Here is a 26,005-nt window from a genome sequence, read left to right as displayed (position 1 = left end):
AAGAATGGCAAGCAGGGCCGCAGCGAACTGGAAACAACTGGAAGCCGCGCTTTCCACAAATGGGATTGCAATCCTCTATAAATACAAGTCAGGGACCGATCATGTGGAAGGTGTCAGCTTTGAGAAAAATGGAACGGTGTTGAAGGGGTCAAAAATCGATCGGAGCATGAGCTTTCGAGCTTTGGATAGTAGGCTGCGCAATAATGCTCAGCGGCAAGTGGTCATCGGTCACCGGATGTGGGTGGCCGGCGGGCCGCAGCCAAAACTAGCAGAGGAGCAAACTCCCGGCCATTTAATGCCGCATCAACCAGAGGAAGACCTGCTAAAAAATTTGATGGATCCGGTAAATCAGCAAGAAGCAACGAATCCAGCACTTAGAAAAAAGCAAAAGCGTAAAAAATCAATAGGGTTACATTTATGAAAAACATTGAAGATAGACTCGATAGCTTCGAGCAGGTGCTATCAATTTTAATCAAGAAGATCACGGTATTGGAAGGCCGCATAACAGATACAAAGGTTTGCGTAGATGAAACAACACAGACAATGCTGGCGGATATCCAGGTGAATCTAGCAAAGATGCCGTCCGGGAATATGCTCATCTCTGAATTGGCCGGGATCGAAAAACAGCTTAGCAGAATATCGGACGCTCAGCAAAATCCCAGGTCTGTTGCTCTTAACCTTCGGACGAAAGCCTACTTTATTTCAATAGCGGCGCTGCTATGCACGACTGTTGCATCGCTTACAGCAGTAAGATGCTCGCATAGTGAGTTGGAAAGCAACCAAGGTACTGTTGCCAAATATGAGGTTGCACAGTTGTTGGCCCCTGGTTTGACCAGCCTAATTGATACTAGTTTTTACGAAGCTGGTCAACCTCCAATTGATTCGCTCCGACATGCGTGGATGCGTATGGCTAGCCAAGGGCGGAAAAGTGATCACGCTAGGCTTAAAAGGCGGTAAATGCCTAAGACATTGTTCAACGTGGAAATGTGTTTGAATGAGATAAATGCAAAGTTGTCTCAGAAAAAGGTCTGTAACATTAATTAATGAAAAAAGCATTTTTCACACCTACTCCCGAATATATTTCTTCGTCGACACACGAGGCTCACAACCGCAAATACAATTAGGTCGTTGTTTGTTTGTATAATGTTTTACATAGCGCAGCCCATACAATCTACTGATCCACGTTGCCGGGAAATTTCCTTCGCTGTAACCTTATTTACGACAAACCGCTCTCCATTTACTTGGTAAGCTTTGGGTGCACAGCAATTGGGCACTGCATTGGAATAAGTATAACGCCATCATACCAGAAACGTACCGCTTAAATTGCCAAGTCTGACAGCGGCCGCAATGACCAGTTTACTATCTTGAAGAAAGCCGACATTTTAATTTGTATCGGGATATTCATGCTAAAAAATAATTTGCTTTCCGGCAGTATCTGGCGCGATCTGGTGCCTGATAGTATATGATTACCGTATGCATGTTCAACTAACTAATCACCTATGAAACAATTTTTGCTTCGCTTTCAGATTTTAACGCTTTGCCTTGGCTTGTCGGCGAGCCTGCTTGCTCAGCCTGCTATCCAGTGGGACAAAACCATTGGCGGAAACAGTGAAGACCGCCTGAACTCAGTCCAGCAAACCCTTGATGGAGGATACATCCTTGGAGGAACTTCTTTCAGCGGAGTTTCGGGGGAGAAGTCCGATTCAGCGCGTGGGCTTGGCGATTATTGGATCGTCAAACTAGCCGCCGATGGAACCAAGCAGTGGGACAGGACACTGGGCGGGACGGGGCGTGAGGTCTTTTCTTCGGTCCGCCAGGCAAAGGACGGCAGTTATTTCGTTGCCGGATCTTCGAGCTCCGGGATAAGCGGAGACAAGACGGATGCAATTCATGGCGAATACAGTGATCTCTGGATTTTAAATCTGTCGGCCAATGGAACAATCAACTGGCAGAAAACGATTGGCACGACGAACCATGAGTTTTTGAACGACATGGAGGTTACTCCCGATGGAGGATTGGCAATCGCCGGAGGTTCTTCTCCAATTACCCCTTTGGGCTCTGGCTATAATCATGGCTGGTTTGTAAAGCTGAGTGCATCCGGTGAGCTGCAATGGAGCAGAGACTACTATGTGAACTTTAACTTTATGCAGCTGGCGGCCGTCACGCTTGTTCCCGGTGGAGGTTACTTGCTCGGTGCAGATACCAGTGGTGGAGAAGACGTTGGCGGCGCCTATTATCTGATCAGGGTGTCCGCCGAGGGCACTACACTTTGGACCAAAGAAATAAGGGGTGTTAATGGTGGTAATAATGGGAACAGTGCACTTCGATCTATTCTTGCTACTCCGGATGGCGGGTTCCTGGTGGGTGGCCTTTCCCGCGACCAGGCAGGAAATGATAAATCCGAAGACAGTTATTATGGAGACTATTGGGTAGTGAAAATCACTGCAGATGGAGTCATCGAGTGGGACAAAACAATTCAGGCAAACGATTTCGAACGTTTTGAAGGTATGCAATTGAGTAGTGACGGCGGCTATTTCCTTTGGGGTGATACTCAATCGGTGGTAGATCTTGACAAAACAGATGCCAATTCGGGAGTAGTGAATGGATGGCTGGTCAAGTTGGATGCAAATGGAAACCAAATTTGGGATAAAGTTATTGGTAGTGCATCAGACATTTTATACGACTCTGCCACCGATTTAGTACCAACCAATGATGGAGGCTTTCTGCTGGCCGGATTCTCTGATGCACCGGTAGGAGCTGACAAGACCCAGCCATCCCGGGGAGCAAATGACTTTTGGATCATCAAACTAGCTCCCGAATTTCAATCCGTCCCACAAACCACCCTCCGCATCAACGCCGGCGGGCCGGGCTTCACTACCGCGACCAAAAAACGCTTCATTGCCGACAAGTACTACGCAGGCACAGACCGCACGAGCTCCATTGCATCAGGCGATATCCTGGGCACGACCAATGATGTGCTCTACCGCTCGGCGCGCAGCGCGCCTTCATTTAGCTACAACATTCCGGTAGGTAGTGGCCAGGTGAATGTCACACTGCATTTTGCCGAAACGTATTTCGGAGTTCCTGGCACAAAGGGCGAAAATAAAGGCACGGGCAGCCGCCGGTTCCACGTCAACATGGAAGGTAGCCGCAAGCTGACGAACTATGATATTTTCTCTGCAGCAGGCGGTGCAATGCGCGCCAACCAGATCACTTTTCCTGTTACGGTCACTGATGGTGTTCTGAACATTGATTTTCTGACAGGTGCTGCCGACCAGCCCAGGGTTTGTGCCATTGAAGTCGTCGCTAGCAGTGTGACACTAGGGCCTGTTGCCGATGCATTTGTGAGAGACGGAAGTTACAGCGCGACCAATTACGGCACCAGCCCAACATTGGATATCAAGTATCTTGCTGGGGGTCTTTCTGTTAGACGAGCCTCATATCTGAAATTCCAGCTGCCTGCGCAAACCGCTGTTACTTCGGCCAAACTGCGCATTTACGGGCATAATCACGAGAATACAAAAAGCATTTCTGTACATGCCTACGGCATCGATAATGACAGTTGGACGGAGAGCACGATCAACAAAGACAATGCACCAGCCGCATCAACGGCTTCACTGGGATTTGCGGCAGTAAATGATGTTTACAAATATTACGAAATCGATGTGACCAGCTACGTAAAAGCGCAGCAGCAGGCCGGTGAAAGCTTGGTAAGCCTGCTGCTGAATGATCCGAACAACCGGAATACGCGGGTGTTTTTCAATAGCAAGGAGGCAGGATCAAATCCGCCGCAGCTGGTGATCCAGACGACCAATAGTGGCGCGCGACTTGGACAGGAAGAAGTCTTGGCAGAAGTGCGGGAGCAGCAGCCATCAACCGTTTTTCCAAATCCGGTGAAGGATCAGTTTACAGGATCACTTTCGCCGGAACATGTCGGGGTAATTACGTTTGAAATGATCAATGCAGCTGGTAAAGGCTGAAAAATGCCTGCACCTCAAAACGTTGCACCAGGCGAAAACGCAGAACTTAACATTGCCAATCAATTATTTCATCCAGGCATTTATTTGCTGAAAATAAAGTCTGACGCATTTACAGAAACTGTTAAAATACTTACAACTGAATAATCCTTACTGTAAACATTGACGATGCCCGACAAGCCGCTACATCTTCCAACAGTAGCGGCTTGCTGGCAATAAATCAGTTAAAAAAATTAAAGCTTTTTAGCAGTATCTGTTCCTGCTTTTTCTCTAGTAGTAACAGAATAGTCATTTTACCTGCTCAACAACTATGAAACAACCTTTGCTTTGCTTGTCATTTCTGACATTTTACCTTGCTATATCAGTCTCACTTTCGGCTCAGCCGTCCATTGAATGGGATAAAACTTTGGGCGGCTCCGGCAGTGACGGGCTGTCCAAAGTGCTCAATACGAAGGATGGCGGATATATAATAGGAGGAACTTCATCATCGCCCACGGATGGGAACCGGACCGCTCCCAAAAAGGGAACCAATGATTATTGGATCATTAAATATTCCGCTGCCGGGACCAAACAGTGGGAAAAGGCTTATGGAGGAACTACCAACAATTACCTGACAGATATTCAGCAGACCAGCGACGGCGGATACATGCTTGGAGGTAATTCTTATTCAGGAATCGGACTTGATAAGTCCGAAGAAAGCCGGGGTGATTCCGACTACTGGGTAATTAAAATTGACAGCAGCGGCACTAGGCAATGGGATAAGACCGTGGGAGGATCGTCCCGCGAATCGCTTATATCGGTAAGACAACTCAAAGACGGAACCTATATTCTTGCAGGAGAATCAAAATCTAATAAAAGCGGTGATAAATCGTCTGACCGGCCGCCGTCTTTCGAAGATAATATGGTGGACTACTGGGTTGTAAAGCTCTCGAAGGATGGATTGTTGTTAAATGAACAAACCATCGAGCGACAAGGCTTAGGAAGGCTGTCAAGTTTTGAAGTGACAGCTGATGGAGGTTTCATTCTTGGAAGCGACGAAGGAGGTTATGAAGAGCATTCGGCGATATTTCACGTCATCAAATTTACACCGGCATTTGCAAGGCAATGGGATAAGAGGTATGGTCCTGATAATCAGTACAGTGAGATCAATGCAATACTTCCACTGTCTGATGGAGGATATGTGCTGGCCGGCATCACGGACACGGATGAAGGAGGCAGGCCGCTTGAAACAGAGCGAAGCAGGGATAACTACATTGTCAAAGTAGACAAAGACGGAAACCGGGTGTGGCATCAGATCATAGGCAGCGTTGATGAAATGACGGATGATATTTACACATATCATGACTACGTCACGTGCTTGCTGCAAACGCCCGACGGGGGGATCCTGGTCGGCGGATACTCACCAGGAGCCAAGGGTGCCGGGAAATCAGAAAGCTCCCGGGGAGGGCAAGACTTTTGGGTCTACAAGCTGCAATCGGATGGTTTTATGCTTTGGGACAAAACAATCGGTGGAAGTGGTAACGACTTTTTGGTGAGCATGCGTCAGGCAGCAGATGGCGGATACCTGCTTGGAGGATATTCCAGTTCCCCTCCAAGTGGGGAGAAAACAGGCGATTTTTATGGTCCGGAAAACGGGTTCGACTACTGGGTGGTTAAGCTGGAATCCGAAAGTCCGGGTAAGCCAGGCACGATCACACAATTTACCGCCACTGCAAAAGATGAATCTATACGACTTGACTGGGTTAGTCCGGCAGGCTCAGTGATCAAGAAGTTTAATGTCGAACGAAGCCTGGACAGACTAACGTGGACGCAGACCGGCACAGTTACATCAAGTAAATCGAATGATACGTATCAGTTTACACATGACCAACCCGTCCCCGGTGTAGAAGTCAGTTATCGCCTGAAAGTTACCACCGCCCAGAATGAGGTTTGGTACACGAGGATGCGGAGCACAAGCGTCCCGGTAAAAGATCCGCTTATAGTGCAATGGGATCATGTTATCGGAAGCCGTTACAATGATAACTTCGCTGCCATGGTGCGTACCGCTGACGGGGGCTATATTTTGGGTGGCAGGCCAAATACTGATGCAGGCATTGCCTTTGACAAGTCAGAAGCGGACAGAGGCGAGTGGGATTACTGGATTGTCAAGATTGGCGCTGATGGCAAAAAGCAATGGGATAAAACCCTTGGCGGAGAAAGCTACGATATGCTCACGTCGATTATCCAGACCTTAGACGGAGGCTACCTCGTCGGAGGAAGATCGCAGTCACAAGCAGTTGCAGACAAGTCCGAACCTAATCGGGGCAATCCTTATACTGACGACTACTGGGTTATAAAACTTGCAGCAGATGGGACAAAGGAGTGGGACAAAACCATCGGCGGAGATAATCAGGACCGGCTGGGCTCAATATTACAGGTCGATGACGGCTACATATTGGCGGGGGTATCAGCTTCGAGTGTCAGTGGTGACAGGACTGTGCCGCGTCCCGGTCCCTATGTGCCGGAAGTCTGGCTAGTCAAAATCGGATTCAATGGCACAAAAATCTGGGACAAGTCGCTTCTTGTGGAAAATGCGGGGGGCAAAATTATTTTGGAAAAGACGCGTGATGGTGGCTACGTGCTCACAAACGGCATCATGCCAAGTCCGTATCCCGAATTCTACACTTCAAATTTAATCACAAAGCTCAGCTCGACTTTCGAAATCGAGTGGGCTCAGAATTTCGATTCCTACTACGATCATAAATATGGACGCATCACCGCCATTCAACAAACTGCGGATGACGGATATATTCTGGGTGGCTATAACGACAAGTACTCACTAGGTAAGGGAGGCGCAGACTACTTTGTAGCGAAACTTTCGGAAAGCGGTGCATTGGAATGGTATAAAATGATCGGGGGCAACGAGGATGATCTGCTGTTTGCCTTACGGCAGACGCCGGACAACGGGTACATTCTTGCAGGTATCTCCGGGTCGGATAAAACCTGGGACAAAAGTGAAGACTCAAAAGGCCGTCAGGATATCTGGATTGTAAAATTGAGCGAAGACGGAACCAAGCAATGGGACAAAACAGTGGGCGGCGCACGCGACGATGCATGTTATTTTGTTGACATACTGCCGGACGGCAGATACTTGCTTGGCGGGTCCACATCGTCACTGCCAGGTGGCGACCGAAGTGCACCTATCCGGGATGATTCAGATTTCTGGATCGTATCACTTGCGCCTGAATCCCCTCTGCCGGTCACTCTCACCTCATTCAATGCCAGGGCAGAAGGCACCACCGCACTGCTCACCTGGCAAACCGCTTCCGAATCACAAAGCGACCGCTTCGAAGTCGAGCATAGTGTCAATGGAAAAAGCTGGGATCGCATCGGAGTTGTAAATGCAAAAGGGGAAAGCGACAGGCTGGAAACCTACAATTTTACCCACGTCAATCCTGTAAATGGCGATAATTATTATCGCCTGAAAATGATGGATACGGATGGCTCATTTACACTTTCTCAAATTGAGCATCTCCGGTTTGAAACTGATTTCGATGTGACGGTTTATCCAAATCCAACTGTGGAAAATATTCATTTTAAAGCCACTAACTGGTCAAAAGTGAAAAGCATAAAGATTTTAAATAGCCAGGGGAAAGTCGTTTATCATGTTGAAAATACGCCCTCGCAGGATATCAATGCAAAAGCCTTTAAAGCGGGATTGTATCTGATACAAGTATCTTTTGCCGACGGCATTGAAGCTACGCGCAGGATTGTAATAGGACGGTAGCAACATTCATATTTCTAAAATCAACACTCAAAGCCAATGAGAAAAATTTTGCTTCAATTCTGTTTCTTGATTCTTTGTCTGTCGCTGTCCGCCAGCCTGCTTGCCCAGCCCGCAATTGAGTGGGACAAAACCATTGGCGGGCCGGGAGGGACCAGTCTTGCATCCACGGTGCAGACTGCCGACGGCGGCTACCTGCTTTTTGGAGATGCGTACCCGGGGATCGGTTCTGATAAAACAGATCCGGGCGCCAGTAGTGATTTTTGGGTTGTTAAAGTAGATGCTAATGGAAATAAAGAATGGGACAACGTATATGGCGGTCCAGGAGGAGAACAGCTGGTTTGTGCTAAGCAAACCGCAGACGGTGGATATATCTTGGGCGGTAATTCCAGTTCAGACAGGGGAGGTGATAAAAGTGAAGATTACAGAGGCGGAATAAATGAAGGATATAAATATCCAGATTATTGGATCATAAAGATTGATGCCAATGGAGTAAGAGAATGGGATAAGACTCTGGGTAGCAACAGTGAGGATCTATTGTACTCTTTGGAACAAACTTCGGACGGAGGATATATCGTCGCCGGGTCATCTGCTTCCCCACCAGGATCTGACAAAACAAGTGCAACATTAGGTCTTTATGATTTTTGGGTAGTAAAACTAAGTGCTGATGGAAAGAAGTTGTGGGATAAGAGCTACGGACTCGCAGGTACTTCGCACAAAGAAGGGATAGTAAGACAACTTAGTGACGGTGGATATGTTTTAGCGGGAGGTGTAAATTATTACGCTCCAAGAAGTGAGTCGGATTACAAAGTATTCAGGTTATCAGCAGATGGTTCAGTGATATGGGAGAAGACCTACGGCGGGACCGGAAGGGAAATAGCAACCGAGATTCTTGTGACTAATGATGGTGGATATCTCGTTGGCGGTTATTCCAATACGGATGCAAACGGAGATAAGAGCGAGCCATCCCTGCCCGCAGGCACGTCAGGCGAAAACTTTCCTAATGACTATTGGATCATAAAGTTGACAGCGAATGGTACGAAGGAGTGGGATAAAACCTTTGGAGGAAATGTATCCAGAAGCATATTATACGATATGGTACAAACTCGTGATAATGGATATTTGCTAGCTGGTACCTCATCAGCACAAGCTGGTCGAAGCAAAACAAATAACAGCAAGGGGGATGACGATTTTTGGATTGTAAGAATAGATGCTCAGGGAAATAAGCAGTGGGACAAAACAATAGGCGGGGAGAAGGATGACAGACCAATGAGCGTCCAGGAGACAGTCGATGGCGGGTATTTGCTAGGCGGATCTTCCTATTCCGACGCATCAGGTGATAAATCTGAAAACAGAAAAACGAAACAAAATTTTACAACGGATTTTTGGGTCGTCAAACTCGCCCCGGAAAACCCACCGCTCCCACAAACGACCATTCGCATCAACGCCGGCGGGCCGGACTTCACCACGGCCACCAAAAAACTTTTCATCGCCGACAAGTACTACGCAGGCATCGACCGCACGAGCTCCATCGCCTCGGGCGATATTTTGAACACAACCAATGATGTGCTCTACCGCTCGGCGCGCAGCGCACCTTCGTTCAGTTACAACATTCCGGTAATTAATGGTCAGGTTAGCGTTACGCTGCACTTTGCTGAAACCTATTTTGGAGTTCCTGGTACAAAGGGCGAAAAAGGTGGCACAGGCAGCCGCCGGTTCCACGTCAACATGGAAGGCAGCCGCAAGCTGACCAACTACGACATCTTCGCCCAGGCAGCCGGGGCCATGCGCGCCAATCAGATTACTTTTCCTGTGACCGTCACAGATGAAACTTTGAACATTGACTTCCTGACCGGGGCGGCCGACCAGCCCAGGGTTTGCGCCATTGAAGTAGTGGCGACAAGTGTGACGTTAAGTCCGCTTGCAGACGCATTCGTGCGGGACGGCAGTTATGGCGCGACCAACTTTGGCACAAGCGCCAATCTTGAAATCAAATATTTGTCTACTGACCCTGCGGTAAGACGGGCTTCCTATCTGAAATTTCAGCTTCCTGCACAAACTGCGGTTGTTTCGGCCAAACTGCGTGTTTATGGCCGTAATCATGAGGACAGCAAAAGCATTTCCTTACATGCCTACGGCGTCGATAATGATAGCTGGACAGAAACGGGCATCACCAAATCCAATGCACCTGCCGCATCGACGGCTTCACTGGGTTTTGCTACGGTAACCAACGTTTACCAATACTATGAAATCGATGTAACGAGCTACGTGAAAGCGCAGCAGCAGGCAGGTGAAAGTTTGGTAAGTCTACTTCTGAACGATCCCAACAACCGCAACACGCGGCTTGTTTTCAATAGTAAAGAAGCAGGTTCAAACCCGCCGCAGCTAGTGATCCAGACTACGAATAGCGCTGCACGTCTGGGCCAGGAAGAGGTAATTACAGAAGTGCAGCAAAAGCAGCCTTCAACTGTTTTCCCAAATCCGGTTAAAGATCGGTTCACGGTATCACTTTCGCCGGAGCATGCAGGGCAAATTTCTTTTGAATTAATAAATACGACTGGTATAAGCCACGTCGTTGCAGCGGTCCAAAATGCCAGACCTGGCGAAAGTGCAGAGGTGAACATTGCCGGACAATTATTCAGCGCAGGCATTTATTTATTAAAAGTAAAATCCGATTCATTTACTGAGGTGGTCAAAATGGCTATAGCAGATTAGCAGCTTAGATAAGGAAATAATTTTCGACTCAAAGAAGCTGCCTGTCGGGTAAGATGGGTTTAACAGATCAAAGAGGAGTTTACCAAATAAAATATGAAATACATTTTGCTAAACGTCACTATTTTTTTCCTGAGCATTACAAGCCTTATTGCCCAGCCGATCATTGAGTGGGAGAAAATTATCAACGCTCCAAATAATGGCTACACGTACATGTGGGTGGTCAAGGAAACGCCTGATGGCGGGTATATTATTGGCGGTCAAGCGGACGGAGGTATTGGAGGAGACAAAACTGCGCCTAATAAGGGCAAAACAGATTATTGGGTTATAAAGCTGAAAGAGGATCGCTCCGTAGAATGGGATAAAACGTACGGTGGTACAGCAAATGATCAGTTATGGGACATAGTTTTGACACCCGACGGCGGATACTTACTTGCCGGTGATTCGAATTCCGATGCCGGGTTTGATAAATCGGAGGACTGTAAAAGTCAACCCACCGAGGACGGTCTTCCGCCGAATTACTGGCTGGTGAAAATCACGGCAGATGGTGAGAAGCAGTGGGATAAGACTTACGGCGGACCGGATGGTAATTATTTTGAAACCATTCAGCCAACTGTTGATGGCGGGTATGTTTTGGCAGGAAGTTCTAATGGCTATAATGTCTTCAAACTTTCACAGGACGGGTTCGTAGAGTGGGAGAAACGTTATACCGGGCAAAGCCGAACCAGCATCAGTAGCCTTAAAATGATTAGACAAACCGCAGATAAAGGATTTGTTATGGCGGGACTTTCCAATGCAGATGTGGGAAATGATAAGTCTCAACCTTCAAGAGGTAACGATGATTATTGGATTATAAAAACAGATTCAACCGGAGCAGTTTTGTGGGATAAAGTTTATGGTGGATCTCGGACTGACCAAGCGCGTGACGTCACAATACTGTCAAATGGTAGCTATCTTATTACAGGCACTTCCAATTCACCAAAGAGTGGCGAGAAATCCGAAGGCCTTAGCTCAAAGTACGGTCCTGACCCTTGGATTCTATTACTTAATCCCGATGGAGAACTGCTATGGGAAAATACCGTCGGAGCTAATGGGCCTCTTTTTTTCTATGAAGAACAGAAGAATAGAAACGTGGTACTTGCCGGCCGCTCAGGCCCGAATCCTGATAAAACCGAAAAGACTTCAGGTGCATGGATGGTTACATTAGATACGACCGGAATGATTGTTTCCGATTTGTCGCTTTCATATAATGAATTCGGAGATTATCACTTTGTAAAAACAAGTGATGGAGGATTTCTGCTTTATAACTACATCTATAAAATTACAAAGTATTCAAGCCCGCCGCCGCCACTACCCGTCAAGCTAAATGCATTTGATATTATAAATGAAAATGCAACTGCCATTCTTCAATGGCAAACTACTTCTGAAACGCGCAGCGACCACTTTGAGGTTGAGCACAGCACGAATGCAAAGACTTGGAACCGCATTGCAATCGTAAATGCAAATAGAGAAAGTAATGCACTCCAATCTTATCAATTCATTCACACCAGTCCTGTAAAAGGTGACAACTATTACCGGTTGAAAATGGCGGATACGGACGGCACTTATGCATATTCAAGCATTGAGCAGGTGAAGTTTGAGTTTGACTTTGATATTTCCGTTTATCCAAATCCGGCGGCTGAAACCATTCATTTGGAGGCTGCTGACTGGTCGAAAGTAAAGGGTTTACAAATCCTCAACAGCCAGGGTGGGACACTTTACAGTGCAGGAAATAAGCCGCCTCAAAATATCAACGCTAAATTACTTCGGCCCGGGTTATACTTTATCAAATTCACTTTTGTAGATGGCACGGAGACCATTCGGAAGATTGCGGTGGGGCAGTAATTATTTACTATCATCTCAACGAACCAAACCACCTGAATCATTCTTTTATGAAAAAGATTTTTCTCTTTTTATCATTCACATGCTCAGCAATCAGCGCCCATTCGCAGACATGCAGCGTTGCCGCCCTGAAAACCCAGGCCGACGTCGATAATTTCAGTATTAACTACCCCGGCTGCAAAGTCGTCAATCGAGACCTCGATATTGTTTTGTCCAGCATCACTAACCTGAATGGCCTGCAAACAATAACCCGGGTCACCGGCTCACTTCACATTGAATCTAATCCAAGCCTAACAAGTCTAGCAGGACTGTCTTCGCTGACGCAGATCGATGGAACACTAAGCATCGACAACAATGACAATCTGCTTAGATTCGACGGGCTCGATCATCTTAAGAGTCCCATTAGAACCGTCAGGATTGTCAATAATGAGAGGCTCACCAGCATCTCGGGGCTGCGTGGGCTTACCAGGATTCTGAGCCTTTTGTATGTCATTTCCAATCCTGCATTAACCAGTTTAGAGGGGCTGCATAATGTCACACGCGTGGCCTCTAACCTGAAAATTGATTCAAATGACAATCTTGTCAACTTGACTGGCCTGAGAAATCTCAGACAAGTCGATAGAGATTTGATCATTGTAAACAACAAAAGCCTGAAAGATTTTTCAGGACTGGAACGGCTCGAGTCTGTGCCCGAGACACTTGAAATTACAGGCAATAGTACATTGACCAGCATTTCCGAACTTGCACAATTGGAAGATCCCGGGCTGATCATAATTAAAAATAATTCGCGTCTTTCCGATTGTTCAATTAAAATTGTCTGTTCAAGGGTTGGGGCCGGCCTGGCTATTATTTCAGGAAATGCTGCCGGATGTGCCACCAAAGATGAGGTGAGAATGTCGGCGAACTGCAAGCCTCAAACATTTATACGAATTAATGCAGGTGGATCAGATTTTACCACGGCAACTAAAAAGCTTTTCATTGCCGATAAGTATTATGGCGGCATTGACCGCACGAGCTCCATTGCCTCAGGCGATATACTTAACACTACCAATGACGTGTTCTACCGCTCTGGGCGTAGTTCACCTTCTTTTAGTTACGACATACCGGTGTACAATGGGCAGGTAAACGTTACGCTGCACTTTGCTGAAACGTATTTTGGGGTTCCCGGTACCAGAGGCGAAAAGGGTGGCTTAGGTAGCCGCCAGTTCCATGTCAATATGGAAGGCAGTCGCAAGCTGACTAACTACGACATATTTGCCGCAGCAGGCGGTGCTATGCGGGCCAATCAATTGACTATTCCGGTCATGGTTACAGATGGTGTGCTAAATGTAGATTTCCTGAGCGGAGCCGCAGACCAGCCCCGGGTTTCTGCTATTGAAGTGGTAGCGGCGACTGCAACATTAAACCCTGTCGCAGATACATATGTGGTGGGCGGAATTTACAGCAATGAAAACCATAGCGAAAGCCATTATTTGACTGTTTCAAATGAGACAGGCAATCCAACTGCACAAAGAGCTTCTTATTTAAAATTTCAACTTCCTGCACAGGCCTCCTTTACCTCAGCAAAATTCCGTATTTACGGTAGAAATCATACAAATGACGAAAGTATTCTGCTGCATGCCTATGGCGTTGATAATGACAGCTGGACCGAAACTGGCATTACTAAAAACAATGCACCTTCGCCTTCCACACCCTCTCTGGGATCCATTGCGGTTAATTCTTTTGATAAATACTATGAAATTGATGTAACAAGCTATGTCAAAGCCCAGAAACAGGCCGGTGATTCAACGGTAAGCCTTCTTTTAAATACTCCGAATAACAGCACTGCCGTGTTATCTTTTTTTGGTCGGGAAGTAAGTTCCTCTCAGCCACAACTGTTTTTAGAAACAACAAACAGCAGCGCCAGGACAGGCCAGGAAGAAGTTTTGTCAGAAGTACAGGAAAAGCAGCCTTCTACCGTTTTCCCGAATCCTGTAAAAGACCATTTCACTCTATCCCTTTCATCGGAACACGCCGGGGTAATTTCATTTGAAATGGTCAATTCAGCTGGTCTAAGCCGAACGGTTTCAGCGGTAGAAAATGCCAAACCAAGCGAAAATGCAGAAGTTAACATCGCAGGTCACTGGTTTGATCCTGGCATTTATCTGCTGAAAATAAAATCTGATACATTCACTGAGATGGTTAAGATACTTGTCACGAAATAAGTTTTACCAACAGTACGGAAAGACGCCGCTCAGAAATGGGCGGCTTTCGTTTTATAGGTCCGAATCTGGATATCAAATATCCTGCTGGTAATCTTTCGGTAATACGTACCTCATGTATAACATTCCAGCTGTCTACTAAAAACGCCGTTACATCAGCCAAGCTGCGCATTTACGAGCATCATTATCACAACGCCAAAAGCATTTTCGTACACGCCTACAACGTCCATAAGACAGCTGGACGAAGAGTTGCATTGACAAAACAATGCACCAGCCGCATCTACCGCGTCCCTGGGTTTTGCGTTAACCTAAACATTACATCATTGGTAGTTAATAAATGTCCATTGGCTGCTTTTAAATATGTTTTGTTCCAATGCAGGATTGATTTATAAAACAGTATGCGGAGCATTTACATCTCTGTAAATGTTTGCAAATTGTTTGCAAATGAAAAAAGCACTTACAAGTTTTACCTTATAAGTGCTTGACTTTTAAGAGCCCCCAGTCGGGATCGAACCAACGACCTACTGATTACAAGTCAGTTGCTCTACCAGCTGAGCTATGGAGGCTTTTATTTCTGGTCGACAGCGTTTGTTATTCCGTTATCGTGGTGCAAAAGTAGCAGCGGGAGACATACAGCGCAACATTTCAGGTGCATTTTTGCAAAAGTTTTTTTGTCTTATCAGATAGCTTCCTGAATAATAGTCAGTTGATGTTTCAGGTCATTCAGCTGATTAACCGCATTGGTGATCTTTCTTTCAAACTCGGCCTTGACGCGGTCAGCACTTTTGGATTTTGCAAAAAATTCGATGTTGTTCTGCCAAAGCGCAATGTCGTTTTCGAGCTGTGTAATTTTCCGGCGGATGTCGCTTTCCTTCCGGTACAGTCCGCGGCTCGATTCTCCATCCCGCACCATTTCCACTTCACTTTCAAGCACAGCCTGTTCTTTTTCCTTGTTAGACAACTGGCCGATCGCTCCAACGTACGTGTTGATAGCCGAAATATATCGCTTCTGGATCGTCTGCATGTCTTTTTTAGGGACGAAGCCTATGGACGACCACTCGCTCTTGAATGCATTCAGCAGGTTCAGTGATGATTGATCCTTATCTTTTGCAGCAGCTTCAATCCTTTCGATCAGATCCGTCTTGCGTTTCAGATTTGTTTCAAACTCATCTTCGGTTTCCCGGTTCTTGGCACGTTTCTGCTCGAAATAAGCATCGCAGGCAGCCTTGAAGCGATCGTAAATGGAATCCTTATACTTCTCGGGAACCTGTCCGATCCCTTTCCACCTTTTCTGAAGGTCAATAATTTTTTGCGTATTCGAAGCCGAATCTTCGCCGGTTGCCAAAATCCCCTCTGCTTCTTCACAAAGCTTGGTTTTCTGATCCAGGTTAATCTCGCGTTTTGCTTCCAGCTGCCTGAAAAACTCACCCTTGTTACTGAAAAAAGTCTTCAATGCAGCCCAGAACTTCTTGCTGAGCTCTTTTCCTTCTTCTCTCGGCATCATACCTTTCAGAGCCACCCACTGATCCTGGAACGCCATGATATCCTTGGTCTTGGCATTCCACTCTTTGATGCTGCCCGAATTGTAGGTAGTAAAAGGAACAATCGCTTCGTATATTCTGAGCTTTTGTTCGTAGTTATCCTGCATTGATTTTTTCTGCTCGGCAAACTGTCCCCGCTGTGCGTTGTACAGGATATCCATAGCCTCTTTAAACCGTTGCCAGAGCTTTTCCTGGTCCTCTTTGGGAGCTGGTCCAAGATGCTTGTATTCCTCAAAAATGTGATTGGCCTCGTTCAGGATTTCGCGCGTCATGGGCCGGCCGTCGAGCGACTTCCCGAGTTCTTCCACTTTCTCGCAAAGTTCTGCTTTGAGCTCTGCATTCCGGCGGCGGTCAAGCTCTTTCAGCTCGAAGTAAATGTTTCTATTACTGAAATAACGGTCGATGAGGGCATTGTAAGTTGCCCAGAGCGTACCGTTGTGCGGTGACGCAATGTTGCCTGCCTGCTTCCACTCGTCCTGTATTTTTTTGAACTCCTCCCAGCTTGATTTCAGACCGGAGGCGTCTTGTTCACGGGTTCCCTCTTCTTCCAAAAGCACACGCAAGCGTTGCAGAAGGGCCGTTTTAACATTAAAGTTTTTTTCTTTTTCTTTTTCCTGACCTTGATAAAAGGAATTCTTGATGCCCCTGATTTCACGGCTCAGGGTATCTATGCGCTGCGTTTCGGCGTCGTATTTGAATTCAAAACCATCTTCACTGCCGGTCTCTTCAATGTACTTGGCAAGCGCGCCTTCTTTTTCCCTGGATTTGATCTGGTCGAGAACAGGACGGATTTCCTTTACGATAGACTCAGCCTTCTTGAGCGCGCCGGGTTTTACACCTTCTGTGCTGATGGTTGCGAGTTCGTTTTCCAGCAGTTTAGCCAGTTGTTCTTTTGATAAGGCACTGTAATCCACATCCGGCGTTTCTTCCTCATGCTCATGCTCGTCTGCCAAATCGTTACTAAGATCAATTTCAAGGGTGTCAACAGTTTTTTGCGTCAGGTCTTCCTGCTCTGCGCTTGTGAGCCCTTCTTGTTGTTCTTGTGCCATCCTGATTCCTGGTTTCGTAAGTACGTCTCTTCCTAATTACAAATCTAATAATCTTTCCTCCAAAATGGCTACTTTTGACACCTAACATTGATATATTCCCAAACAATGGACTATAATATTGCTAAAATCCGGCAGGATTATAACCTCAACGGACTCAGGGAAGAAGATCTTAATCCGGATCCCCTGAAACAATTCTCCATATGGTTTAATGAGGTCTTAAAAGCGGGTATTTCGGAGCCGAATGCCATGGTCCTGAGTACTGTCGCAGGGGGCAGGCCGTCGGCCCGGGTGGTGCTGCTGAAAGACCTCAATGAGTCGGGATTTACATTTTTTACCAATTATGATAGCAAGAAGGGCAGGGAGCTGGCCGGGAATCCGGAGGTAGCGCTTACCTTTTTCTGGAAGGAACTGGAGCGCCAGGTGCGTGTGGAAGGACGCGTCGAAAAAACGTCTCCTGAGGAATCCAGTGATTACTTCGCATCCAGGCCCCGCGGTAGTCAGCTGGGAGCATGGGTGTCACGGCAAAGCTCGGTAATCGGTGGGCGGGAAGCGCTGGAAGAAGCGGGTGCTGAAACCAGCCGGGAGTTTGAAGGCCGCGACGTGCCACGCCCGCCTCATTGGGGTGGTTACCGGGTAATTCCCGACTATATGGAGTTCTGGCAGGGGCGCCCGAGCCGGCTGCATGACAGGCTGGTGTATACGTTGGGTGCCGATGGATTGTGGAAAATTGAAAGGCTGTCGCCCTAATCTTTTTGAAGAAAGCTGGTTATCTAAAAAAATGTCACCCTGAGCGCAATCGATGGAGTAATGCGGCCGCCACAATGATCTTTGAGCGTCTTAACTGCCGCATCTGCCCTTCGACTGCGCTCAGGGTGACAAGGCATCTCTGAGCACGAAAGTAGTTACTATTTACCGCTGGCCTATTTCGACAAAGTCGCGCTTCGGGGCACCTACGTAAATCTGGCGCGGACGACCAATCGGTTCTTTGTTGGCGCGCATTTCCTTCCACTGTGCGATCCAACCCGGAAGGCGGCCAATGGCAAACATCACCGTAAACATGTTGGTCGGAATTCCGAGTGCCCGGTAAATAATGCCTGAGTAAAAATCAACGTTCGGATAAAGCTTGCGTGCCACGAAGTATTCATCTTCCAGGGCTGCTTTTTCAAGCTGCTGCGCAATTTCGAGAACCGGATCATTGATTCCCAGCTTGTTGAGTACATCATCCGCTGCCTTTTTAATGATGCGCGCACGCGGATCGAAGTTTTTGTAAACCCGGTGACCAAACCCGAACAGGCGGAAACCGCTGCTCTTGTCTTTGGCCATATCAATGTACTTCTGAATGTCTCCACCGTCATTTTTAATCGCTTCCAGCATTTCAATTACTTCCTGGTTGGCACCACCATGCAGGGGACCCCACAGGGCGCTGATACCAGAAGAAATCGAAGAATAGATATTTGCGTGTGACGATCCCACCAGTCTTACCGTCGAAGTAGAGCAGTTTTGCTCATGATCAGCGTGCAGGATCAGCAGTTTGTTCAGCGCAGCAGATACTACCGGGTCCACATTGTATTTGGCTACCGGCAGCGAAAACATCATATTCAGAAAGTTGGAGCAGTAGTCCAGGTCATTCTGCGGATAGTTCACAGGATGGCCCTGTGACTTTTTGTAAGACCAGGTTGCGATGGTCGGCAGTTTGGACAGCAGCCGGATAATGTGCAGCTGCGTCACTTCTTCATTGTTCTGGTCCAGGGTATCCGGGTAAAATGCACTCATTGCACTTACGAGCGACGAGAGTACGCCCATAGGATGCGCATTCACCGGGAAACCCTCGAAAATCTTGCGCATATCCTCGTTCACGAGCGTATGCGTGCGGATTTCATGTTCAAAGTCGGCATACTCCTTTTCAGTCGGAAGTTCGCCGTAGATGAGCAGATAAGCAACTTCCAGAAACGTTGCCTTTTCGGCCAGATCCTCTATGGAGTAACCCCTGTAATTCAGTACACCTTCCTCTCCATCCAAAAACGTTATTGCACTCTTGGTAGCACCCGTATTTTTATAACCTGCGTCAATTGTAATATACCCTGACTGGTCGCGTAATTTGGCAATATCAATTGCTTTTTCGTGTTCACTTCCTTCAATCACAGGAAATTCAAACTTCTTACCGTCCAGGGTTAATTCAGCTATTTGGGACATATGGTTAAAAATATTATAAAAAAGGTTAATGACAAGATAAGATTAAACCGGGCAATTCAATCCAAAGATTTTACGGCGTGCCGATTTACTTATCCGAGAAATTAATTTTGTGTTAACCACAAACCTGTGCCAGGGCCTTGCAGAGCCGGTAACACAAGCCGCAATATCTTAAAAAACCGCGTATTTTCTATTAATGCCGCTGCTTTATTTGTGAATCGCCAGGCCCCGACATTTGCCATTGAACAGGGTCCGAAAGGGCCTTTTTAAACACACTCACGGCTCGGGTACAGGCGGTTCCATCCTCATATTGCCGGCTTCCGAAACCGGGCTGGCTGGGTCACTTTGGCGGTGCAGCAGCTGCCTGAAAAGATACCGGCCGTAAAGACCTGTCAGGATCACGTGCAGCAGGTGGGCTCCGTAGATGAAGGCCTTGCCCGTCATGCTGTAACTGAATGCTGTGAAGGTATTGTAAACATATGCGAACAGGAGCAGCGAAAGTGTAAACAGCAATCCGAGTACACCAACCGACGTCCGCTGTCTGGTAAAACGTGTCACGACCTCGCAGATCAGCAAGGATGTACCCACAACCAGCAACACCGTCACCAGTGCGCGCGGGAAGTTCTTAATGTAGCTGTGCTTGTAAAAGAGGATGCCCAGCTTTCCGATCAGGTTCGGATGTGATAGCAGGTAGGCATCTGTAATGCTCAGGACAGTCAGCAGGATGATACTGCTTAGTTTTCGGTTCATAATCTTGTTTTAGCGGAGTGTTTCAACAAAAGTTTTATACCGGCTTGTAATCCATTCGGTTTGCTCCTGCAAATCTGCTTCTCCGGGCAGCCACTGAATGGAGATACCGTCCTTTTCCATCTTTCGGAAAAACGTCATCTGTCTTTTAGCAAAACGGTGGATTTCGGTTTCAAGCTTGACACGCATCTCGGCGTATGTCAGCGTGCCTGTCAGGTATTGGGTAATGTATTTGTATTCCAAACCATAGTAGATCAGCTGGTCGGCTGTAAGTCCGCTGGCCAGCAAACTTTGTACTTCCTCAATAAGTCCTTCCTGCAGGCGCTTTTCCAGCCTTGCCGTAATGCGTGCCCTCCGTGTTTCCACTGCCGGATTGAGCCCGAAAGCGGCATACGGGTAGGGTGGGGCAGCGTTTGTAAAAGAAGAGGAAAGGGCCGGATTTTCAATCAGGTACTCCGAGATCTCGATCGAACGGATAAGTCGCTTGCGTGTGGACGTATCAGCAAGTTCCCGGTAAGCCGAGTGCAGGTTTTGGAAGCGGGTCAGCAGTTCTTCATTCGCTAATGTTTCGAGCTGGTCACGGAGCTCTGCATTCACCGGAACCTGCGTATAACCATGCCCGGTCAGCAGGGCATACAAATAGAACCCGCTCCCTCCGCATACCACCGGGCAGCGACCCTGGCTGGCAATTTCATGGTATGCATGCTCAAAATCATGCTGAAAGTCATGCACATGGTACTGCTCGCCAGCCTCCCTGATGTTGATCAGGTAATAGGGAATGGTGCGCCCGTTTACCTGATATTCATGCAGGTCCTTTCCGGTCCCTATGTTCATATCTTTATAAACCTGACGCGAGTCAGCGCTGAGGATGGCTCCGTCGAGCTGTTCGGCAACCTGTACGGCCAGCTGCGTTTTGCCCGAGGCAGTCGGGCCCAGTATGATCAGCAGTGGGATATTGGCTTCGGACATCGGATCAATCATTTTCAACCTTTCTGACAAATTTGATGCTGCCCGCGTTCCACACCGGTGCAAGTTCGGGATACCGTGGCTGAGCAGCTGGTACCCGCATTCCGTTTTCAGGATCAATGTCGAAAGCAATGGGCGGGAGCTCAGATACGGGCGTGAACTGCGCCTGCCGGTAACTTTCTCCATCAGACCATTCCAGGTCGGCATAGGTCATGATATCGCCAGGCTGCCTTTCCAGGATGAAGGCATTCAGCAACTTGCTCAGGCCACCGGTTACGTGGGTGCCCCGCAGGCTGGCAAACCGCAACAATTCCAGCGAGCGGAAGCTTTTACCATCCTTCAAAAATACACGTGCATGGCTAAACGTTGCCACGGCCACGATCAGCCGTTCCGCCGAACGATCCAGCGAAAATGTATCCGGGATGGTGCGGTAATATCTTTGCGGCAGCACGAGCGCATACCGGTACTTGCCCGCAATGGGTCTGTTAAGGTGGTTTTTGTCTAAAAATGTGAGCGCGGTAGTCCGGTCGATGCGTACAACCCGGGTGAGGCGCCCAGCAATGCCTTGTGCCAGCCCAAGCATGGAATCAAGCCTTGATGCGACTACCTCTCGCCGGAAAATCCAGTCATTTTCCCATACAATCACGCATTTTGTTCCTTCCGCCCGTTTGCGCCTGACGTTTTCTACCTGCTTTTTCCAGGCAATTTCTGACCCTGTATGCTGCCACTGTGCGGGCGACATGGCGAGTACTTCGAGCCGGAGCAGGTTCCCGGCATACACCTGAATACATATGCCTGACTCCGCAGTTTCATGCAATGCATTCAGACCGGCAGTCCGGGATACAATCCATTGCGTAAGTTCGGCAGCAAAGTCGGTGTTCAGCATTCTACGTGGTCAAGTCGCGTGCAAAGTTTGCACAGCGGATCGTTTTAAACAAAAAAACGCGCCACCAGGGGCGCGTTCTCCTAACAAGGGGGCTACGGATTATTTCTTTCCGAGACCAAAAATGACACCTACGTTCACACCGCCAAAACGGGAAGTAGATTCAAAGTCGATGTTGTCCACATTGCCTGTGGTGGAGCTATAATTTTTATTCCCAAACACAAAGTGGTAAATACCTTCCACCTGAATGCCCAGGTTTCCGAATGTGAAAACAAGACCGGCACGCGGGGCTGCACCAAAATTACTGTGGCGGGAGGATTCCAGTACGGTATTGCCATTGAACTTGGCATCGTATTTCGAAAAATAAACACCGGCGTCACCACCTACATACGGGCGGATGAAGCCATCCGTGAAGAAGTAGTCCACAGTACCTGTCACCGGGGTCAGTGTTCCGGTTGTGCTCAGTGTTTGTCCGGCTACGCGGTAATCGCTTCCGTCAGCATAAATTTTACCCGCTACCCCGAAGGCAAGCTGCGGTGACGGAAATACGCGAAGGTTGATGCCGCCACCGGCTACGGTTTTTGAATCTTCAACATTGGATTTGGCAACACCTCCCTGCAAACCCAGGGAGAACTGTGCCTGACTGGCGGTGTGGATGGTCAGCAGCAATGCAGCCGCAGTAAAGGATTTAATAAGTAACTTCTTCATGTGACTAATAATTGGTTTTTAGTTTGCGTATACCCGTACCAATATCAGTCCAATAGCAGAATAATTTTATTGCTTTTTATTTAATAAATTAATTATCAGACTATTAGAAAAGTAGGTATTGCTTTATTCTTATTCTGTCCGCCTGTATTCTTGTGAAAATTATTCCTCAGATGATGTCTTCTACGAGCGTGTCTCCTGCAATACGCGAGGCTTCCCAGCCGATCAGCGCCTTCTTGCGCACGCTTCCCCAGCGGTATTCTCCCAGCACACCTTCTTTCCTGATCACCCGATGGCAGGGAATGATAAAGGCGACGGGATTGTCTCCCACGGCGGTTCCTACGGCCCGGACCGCTCCCGGACTCCCGATGCTCCGCGCAATGTGCTGGTAAGTGGTGACTGCACCGGGAGGAATGGTCAGTAAAGCTTCCCACACTTTAAGCTGGAAATTGGTGCCCTGCACCAGCAGTGGCAGTTTGTGCGTTGCTTTTTCCGGACTAAAAATCTGGTTGATAAAAGGACGCGTGCGCTCGGCATCGGGTACGATCAGTGCATTGTGCCACTTTTTTTCCAAAAGTACCAGCTGATGGTCGCGGGTAGCCTCGTCCACAAACGCCATCGCGCAGATCCCCCGGCTGGTTACCGCAATAAAGCACTCCCCAAACGGGGTAGGATGAAAGCCGTAGGAAATTTCGAGCGCCTGTCCGCCGCTCCTGAACTCATGCGGAGTGACAGCTTCGATAGAGACAAAATGATCATACACCCTGCTCTGGCTGGATAACCCTGCCTGTTCGGCCAGCTCGGCAAGGTTCTGTGACTCGCGTATTTTTTCTTTGAGATAGGAAGCCGTAATGTACTGCAGAAACTTCTTGGGGCTGATACCCGCCCAGTCCGAAAATACCCGCTGCAAATGAAACTGGCTGGTATTTACTTCATCGGCCACATCAAAAAGCGTGGGCTGCTCGCGGGCATTGGACACGATGTACGAAATGGCACGGGCTACTTTATCGTAGTTGTAGGTATCTTGTTCCATATGGGTATAAGGTCAGGCTGTAAATGTCGGAGTAAACCCGCAGTACCCCAACCCGGAACTTGCTGATGAATGAAGCGCCGGGAGCTCCGGCTGCATTGTCCTGGCTCCCGGCTGAGGCTTAGTAGTCTTTTTTACCGTCCTTTTTAGCCTTTTTCTCGGCGCGTTTTTCCTTAAGATTTTTCTCAGGTTCCTTTTTCGCGCTCCCTTTGTCAAGATTTTTACCTTTTGCCATGATGTTCTGATTTTGGATTTGTGGTTTTAGAGATAACTGTGCGTCTAAAAGAATTTGTATCCCGTAATTCTAATTTATTGTTTTTTCAGATTTGTTGATTTTCATGCCTGCTGCCATTTTCGCATATCTGGTCCATGATCAGGTTGGCGCGGGCACCGGTAACGCCCGTGCTCGGGCAGGTACCTTCCCCCCTCAGCTCGGCAACCATCTGCGAGATCAGCGGCTGCTGCACATGGGCCGGGTAGGGGATGTGAAATAGAACAGTACCTTCCTCATTTTCAAGTTTGATATCAAATTTTTCAAAAAAGGAAAACGTAATACGGCCTTTAGAACCGACGATCACAGCCTGGTCTTCCCGCTGTTCTTTACTGACGGTAAAACACCAGCTGCCTTTGCCAAGTACACCCGACTCAAACTCGAAATTGGCTACCACAATGTCATCTGCCGGATAGAGGCCAGCCTGGTTTTTTGCAAATCCTTGGGCCGAGCGGACTGGCCCGAGCAGGAATTCGAGAAAATCAAACTGGTGTGAGGCCAGGTCGTGAAAATGCCCACCGCCTGAAATCTCCGGAAATACACGCCAGCGCGGACTTGCATCCGGTCCGGTTTCTTCTTCATACGGCTGCCACTGCAGGGTAATATCCACAAACCTGATATCGCCGATTAAGCCTTTGTCTACCAGCTCCTTGACTTTGAGAAAATAGTCGAGTGCACGCCGGTAATATGCCACAAATACGGGCACGCCGGCCAGTTTTGCGGCTTCATTGATGCGGTTGCACTCGGCTGCATTGCGGCCCATGGGTTTTTCTATGTACACAGGCTTACCTGCTGCAATCGCCTTTAATGCCAGGGCTTCGTGGGCATCGGGCGGAGTGGCGATGTAAATCGCGTTAACATCAGGATCGGCGATAAGCGCGTCGGCATCTGAGTACCAGCGGGGTACCTGGTGACGGGCAGCATAGTCGGCTGCCTTGACGGCATCGCGCCGCATCACTGCTACCAGGCGTGAATTGCCGACGAGCCCGAATGCCGGTCCGCTTTTTACTTCCGTTACATTACCGCACCCGATGATACCCCAGTTGATCTGATCCATACTGTACATGTTGTTTGAACTTATCACTTCGCATTATAATTATTTATACAGAAAAATCTGCATAACCGACCGGATTAGCCTGCGCGGCTTGACCGGCAACATTTTTTCGGATAGTATTACTGACGTTAACCTGAATGTATTATGGCTTTCGTAGATTATTATCAGATACTCGGAATTGATAAGACTGCCGATGAAAAGGCAGTTAAAAACGCGTACAGAAAACTGGCCCGGAAGTACCACCCGGACCTGAATCCCAACGACAAGGAGGCACAAAAGAAATTTCAGGAGCTCAATGAGGCCAATGAGGTGCTCAGCGATCCCGAAAAGCGTAAGAAGTACGACCAGTACGGAAAGGACTGGCAGCACGGGGAAGAGTTTGAAAAAGCCCGGCAGGCGCGCCGGAGCAGTCCGTCAGGCGGGCAGCAGGAACAGTGGTTTTCGGGTGAAGAAGGCGGGTTTTCCGATTTCTTCGAGTCAATGTTCGGCGGATCGGCAGGTTTCGGCGGGGGCAGGCAGGCACGGTTCCGCGGGCAGGATTTTCAGGCTGAACTCCGGCTGAACCTGCGTGAGGCTGCCGAAACACACAAGCAAACATTGATGGTCAATGGAAAGAATATCCGTATAACCGTTCCGGCCGGGATTGAAAACGGCCAGACGATCAAGATCGCGGGACATGGCGGGCCCGGCGCCAACGGAGGCCCTGCGGGTGACCTGTTCATTACATTCCAGGTTGAGCCGGACGAACATTTCCGCCGCTCGGGGAATGACCTGCATGTGAAGGCAGAGGTGGATCTTTACACGGCTGTGCTGGGCGGAGAGCTGGTGGTGGAAACATTGAGCGGAAAAGTGAAGCTGCCTGTAAAACCCGAAACGCAGAATGGTACCGTGGTACGCCTGAAAGGAAAAGGGTTTCCGGTGTACAAACAAGAGGGGAGCTTTGGCGATCTTTATGTCACATTTGACGTGAAAATACCGGTTAACCTGACTGCCCGCCAGAAAGAATTATTTACCGAACTTTCCAAATCCTAAATC

Annotated in this window: 17 protein-coding genes and 1 tRNA gene; 9 read left to right on the top strand and 9 right to left on the bottom strand. The window is 48.1% G+C overall.

What is annotated here, in order from left to right:
* Positions 1-4: 4 nt before the first annotated feature.
* The 7 genes from HWI92_RS08245 to HWI92_RS08215 all read left to right on the top strand — a co-directional run bounded on the left by HWI92_RS08245 (position 5) and on the right by HWI92_RS08215 (position 14,537).
* On the top strand, positions 5-421 hold the full coding sequence (locus HWI92_RS08245; protein ID WP_204662609.1) for a hypothetical protein: 417 nt from the start codon (positions 5-7) through the stop codon (positions 419-421).
* Positions 418-957, top strand: coding sequence for a hypothetical protein (locus tag HWI92_RS08240; protein WP_204662606.1), 540 nt, complete (start codon positions 418-420; stop codon positions 955-957). Before HWI92_RS08245 ends, HWI92_RS08240 begins: the two co-directional genes overlap by 4 nt.
* 542 nt (positions 958-1,499) lie before the next feature.
* Positions 1,500-3,980 carry a CBM96 family carbohydrate-binding protein gene (locus tag HWI92_RS08235; protein ID WP_204662604.1) on the top strand — a complete coding sequence of 827 codons (2,481 nt, stop codon included), beginning with the start codon at positions 1,500-1,502 and terminating at the stop codon, positions 3,978-3,980.
* A gap of 307 nt (positions 3,981-4,287) precedes the next feature.
* Positions 4,288-7,743 carry a T9SS type A sorting domain-containing protein gene (locus tag HWI92_RS08230; protein ID WP_204662602.1) on the top strand — a complete coding sequence of 1,152 codons (3,456 nt, stop codon included), beginning with the start codon at positions 4,288-4,290 and terminating at the stop codon, positions 7,741-7,743.
* A gap of 36 nt (positions 7,744-7,779) precedes the next feature.
* Positions 7,780-10,455 carry a CBM96 family carbohydrate-binding protein gene (locus HWI92_RS08225; RefSeq protein WP_204662600.1) on the top strand — a complete coding sequence of 892 codons (2,676 nt, stop codon included), beginning with the start codon at positions 7,780-7,782 and terminating at the stop codon, positions 10,453-10,455.
* 93 nt (positions 10,456-10,548) lie between these two features.
* The gene (locus tag HWI92_RS08220) at positions 10,549-12,336 is read left to right on the top strand and encodes a T9SS type A sorting domain-containing protein (RefSeq protein WP_204662598.1); all 1,788 of its coding nucleotides are present in this window, start codon (positions 10,549-10,551) and stop codon (positions 12,334-12,336) included.
* Between the two features lie 47 nt (positions 12,337-12,383).
* Positions 12,384-14,537 (top strand): CBM96 family carbohydrate-binding protein, encoded by a 2,154-nt coding sequence (locus HWI92_RS08215; protein WP_204662596.1) that lies wholly within the window; start codon positions 12,384-12,386, stop codon positions 14,535-14,537.
* A 490-nt stretch (positions 14,538-15,027) separates the two neighbouring features.
* On the opposite strand, the gene HWI92_RS08210 is transcribed toward HWI92_RS08215, so the two are convergent.
* Positions 15,028-15,100, bottom strand: a tRNA-Thr gene (locus tag HWI92_RS08210).
* Between the two features lie 113 nt (positions 15,101-15,213).
* Positions 15,214-17,124 (bottom strand): DUF349 domain-containing protein, encoded by a 1,911-nt coding sequence (locus HWI92_RS08205; protein ID WP_204662594.1) that lies wholly within the window; start codon positions 17,122-17,124, stop codon positions 15,214-15,216.
* Positions 17,125-17,229: 105 nt separating this feature from the next.
* Between HWI92_RS08205 and pdxH the strand changes: the two genes are divergently transcribed.
* A complete protein-coding gene (pdxH, locus tag HWI92_RS08200; RefSeq protein ID WP_204662591.1) occupies positions 17,230-17,871 on the top strand; it encodes a pyridoxamine 5'-phosphate oxidase in 642 nt (213 codons plus the stop codon).
* Positions 17,872-18,033: 162 nt separating this feature from the next.
* Here pdxH and HWI92_RS08195 read toward each other — a convergent pair whose 3' ends face one another.
* From HWI92_RS08195 to HWI92_RS08165, 7 genes are all read right to left on the bottom strand, one after another.
* The gene (locus HWI92_RS08195; RefSeq protein WP_204662589.1) at positions 18,034-19,317 is read right to left on the bottom strand and encodes a citrate synthase; all 1,284 of its coding nucleotides are present in this window, start codon (positions 19,315-19,317) and stop codon (positions 18,034-18,036) included.
* Positions 19,318-19,590: 273 nt separating this feature from the next.
* Positions 19,591-20,064 carry a hypothetical protein gene (locus tag HWI92_RS08190; protein ID WP_204662578.1) on the bottom strand — a complete coding sequence of 158 codons (474 nt, stop codon included), beginning with the start codon at positions 20,062-20,064 and terminating at the stop codon, positions 19,591-19,593.
* A gap of 9 nt (positions 20,065-20,073) precedes the next feature.
* Positions 20,074-21,042, bottom strand: coding sequence for a tRNA (adenosine(37)-N6)-dimethylallyltransferase MiaA (miaA, locus tag HWI92_RS08185; protein ID WP_229249132.1), 969 nt, complete (start codon positions 21,040-21,042; stop codon positions 20,074-20,076).
* Positions 21,035-21,913, bottom strand: a complete 879-nt coding sequence (locus tag HWI92_RS08180; RefSeq protein ID WP_204662576.1) for a hypothetical protein — start codon at positions 21,911-21,913, stop codon at positions 21,035-21,037. Before HWI92_RS08180 ends, miaA begins: the two co-directional genes overlap by 8 nt.
* 99 nt (positions 21,914-22,012) lie before the next feature.
* A complete protein-coding gene (locus HWI92_RS08175) occupies positions 22,013-22,618 on the bottom strand; it encodes a hypothetical protein (RefSeq protein ID WP_204662574.1) in 606 nt (201 codons plus the stop codon).
* 166 nt (positions 22,619-22,784) lie between these two features.
* Complete coding sequence (locus tag HWI92_RS08170; RefSeq protein WP_204662572.1) at positions 22,785-23,648, bottom strand: methylated-DNA--[protein]-cysteine S-methyltransferase; 864 nt, start codon at positions 23,646-23,648, stop codon at positions 22,785-22,787.
* A gap of 317 nt (positions 23,649-23,965) precedes the next feature.
* Positions 23,966-24,973, bottom strand: a complete 1,008-nt coding sequence (locus tag HWI92_RS08165; protein WP_204662570.1) for a Gfo/Idh/MocA family protein — start codon at positions 24,971-24,973, stop codon at positions 23,966-23,968.
* Positions 24,974-25,114: 141 nt separating this feature from the next.
* Here HWI92_RS08165 and HWI92_RS08160 point away from each other — a divergent pair, with 141 nt between their 5' ends.
* Complete coding sequence (locus HWI92_RS08160) at positions 25,115-26,002, top strand: DnaJ C-terminal domain-containing protein (protein WP_204662568.1); 888 nt, start codon at positions 25,115-25,117, stop codon at positions 26,000-26,002.
* Positions 26,003-26,005: the final 3 nt, after the last annotated feature.

Origin of the sequence: Dyadobacter sandarakinus, from assembly GCF_016894445.1 — a bacterium.
Taxonomy (GTDB): Bacteria; Bacteroidota; Bacteroidia; order Cytophagales; family Spirosomataceae; genus Dyadobacter; species Dyadobacter sandarakinus.
This window is presented reverse-complemented; position numbering and strand designations above follow the sequence as displayed.

Bases quoted from the DNA above. Each gene is read 5' to 3' on its own strand.
- HWI92_RS08245 (WP_204662609.1), top strand. From the start codon at position 5: ATGGCAAGCAGGGCCGCAGCGAACTGGAAACAACTGGAAGCCGCGCTT.
- HWI92_RS08240 (WP_204662606.1), top strand. From the start codon at position 418: ATGAAAAACATTGAAGATAGACTCGATAGCTTCGAGCAGGTGCTATCA.
- HWI92_RS08235 (WP_204662604.1), top strand. From the start codon at position 1,500: ATGAAACAATTTTTGCTTCGCTTTCAGATTTTAACGCTTTGCCTTGGC.
- HWI92_RS08230 (WP_204662602.1), top strand. From the start codon at position 4,288: ATGAAACAACCTTTGCTTTGCTTGTCATTTCTGACATTTTACCTTGCT.
- HWI92_RS08225 (WP_204662600.1), top strand. From the start codon at position 7,780: ATGAGAAAAATTTTGCTTCAATTCTGTTTCTTGATTCTTTGTCTGTCG.
- HWI92_RS08220 (WP_204662598.1), top strand. From the start codon at position 10,549: ATGAAATACATTTTGCTAAACGTCACTATTTTTTTCCTGAGCATTACA.
- HWI92_RS08215 (WP_204662596.1), top strand. From the start codon at position 12,384: ATGAAAAAGATTTTTCTCTTTTTATCATTCACATGCTCAGCAATCAGC.
- HWI92_RS08205 (WP_204662594.1), bottom strand. From the start codon at position 17,124: ATGGCACAAGAACAACAAGAAGGGCTCACAAGCGCAGAGCAGGAAGAC.
- pdxH (WP_204662591.1), top strand. From the start codon at position 17,230: ATGGACTATAATATTGCTAAAATCCGGCAGGATTATAACCTCAACGGA.
- HWI92_RS08195 (WP_204662589.1), bottom strand. From the start codon at position 19,317: ATGTCCCAAATAGCTGAATTAACCCTGGACGGTAAGAAGTTTGAATTT.
- HWI92_RS08190 (WP_204662578.1), bottom strand. From the start codon at position 20,064: ATGAACCGAAAACTAAGCAGTATCATCCTGCTGACTGTCCTGAGCATT.
- miaA (WP_229249132.1), bottom strand. From the start codon at position 21,042: ATGATTGATCCGATGTCCGAAGCCAATATCCCACTGCTGATCATACTG.
- HWI92_RS08180 (WP_204662576.1), bottom strand. From the start codon at position 21,913: ATGCTGAACACCGACTTTGCTGCCGAACTTACGCAATGGATTGTATCC.
- HWI92_RS08175 (WP_204662574.1), bottom strand. From the start codon at position 22,618: ATGAAGAAGTTACTTATTAAATCCTTTACTGCGGCTGCATTGCTGCTG.
- HWI92_RS08170 (WP_204662572.1), bottom strand. From the start codon at position 23,648: ATGGAACAAGATACCTACAACTACGATAAAGTAGCCCGTGCCATTTCG.
- HWI92_RS08165 (WP_204662570.1), bottom strand. From the start codon at position 24,973: ATGGATCAGATCAACTGGGGTATCATCGGGTGCGGTAATGTAACGGAA.
- HWI92_RS08160 (WP_204662568.1), top strand. From the start codon at position 25,115: ATGGCTTTCGTAGATTATTATCAGATACTCGGAATTGATAAGACTGCC.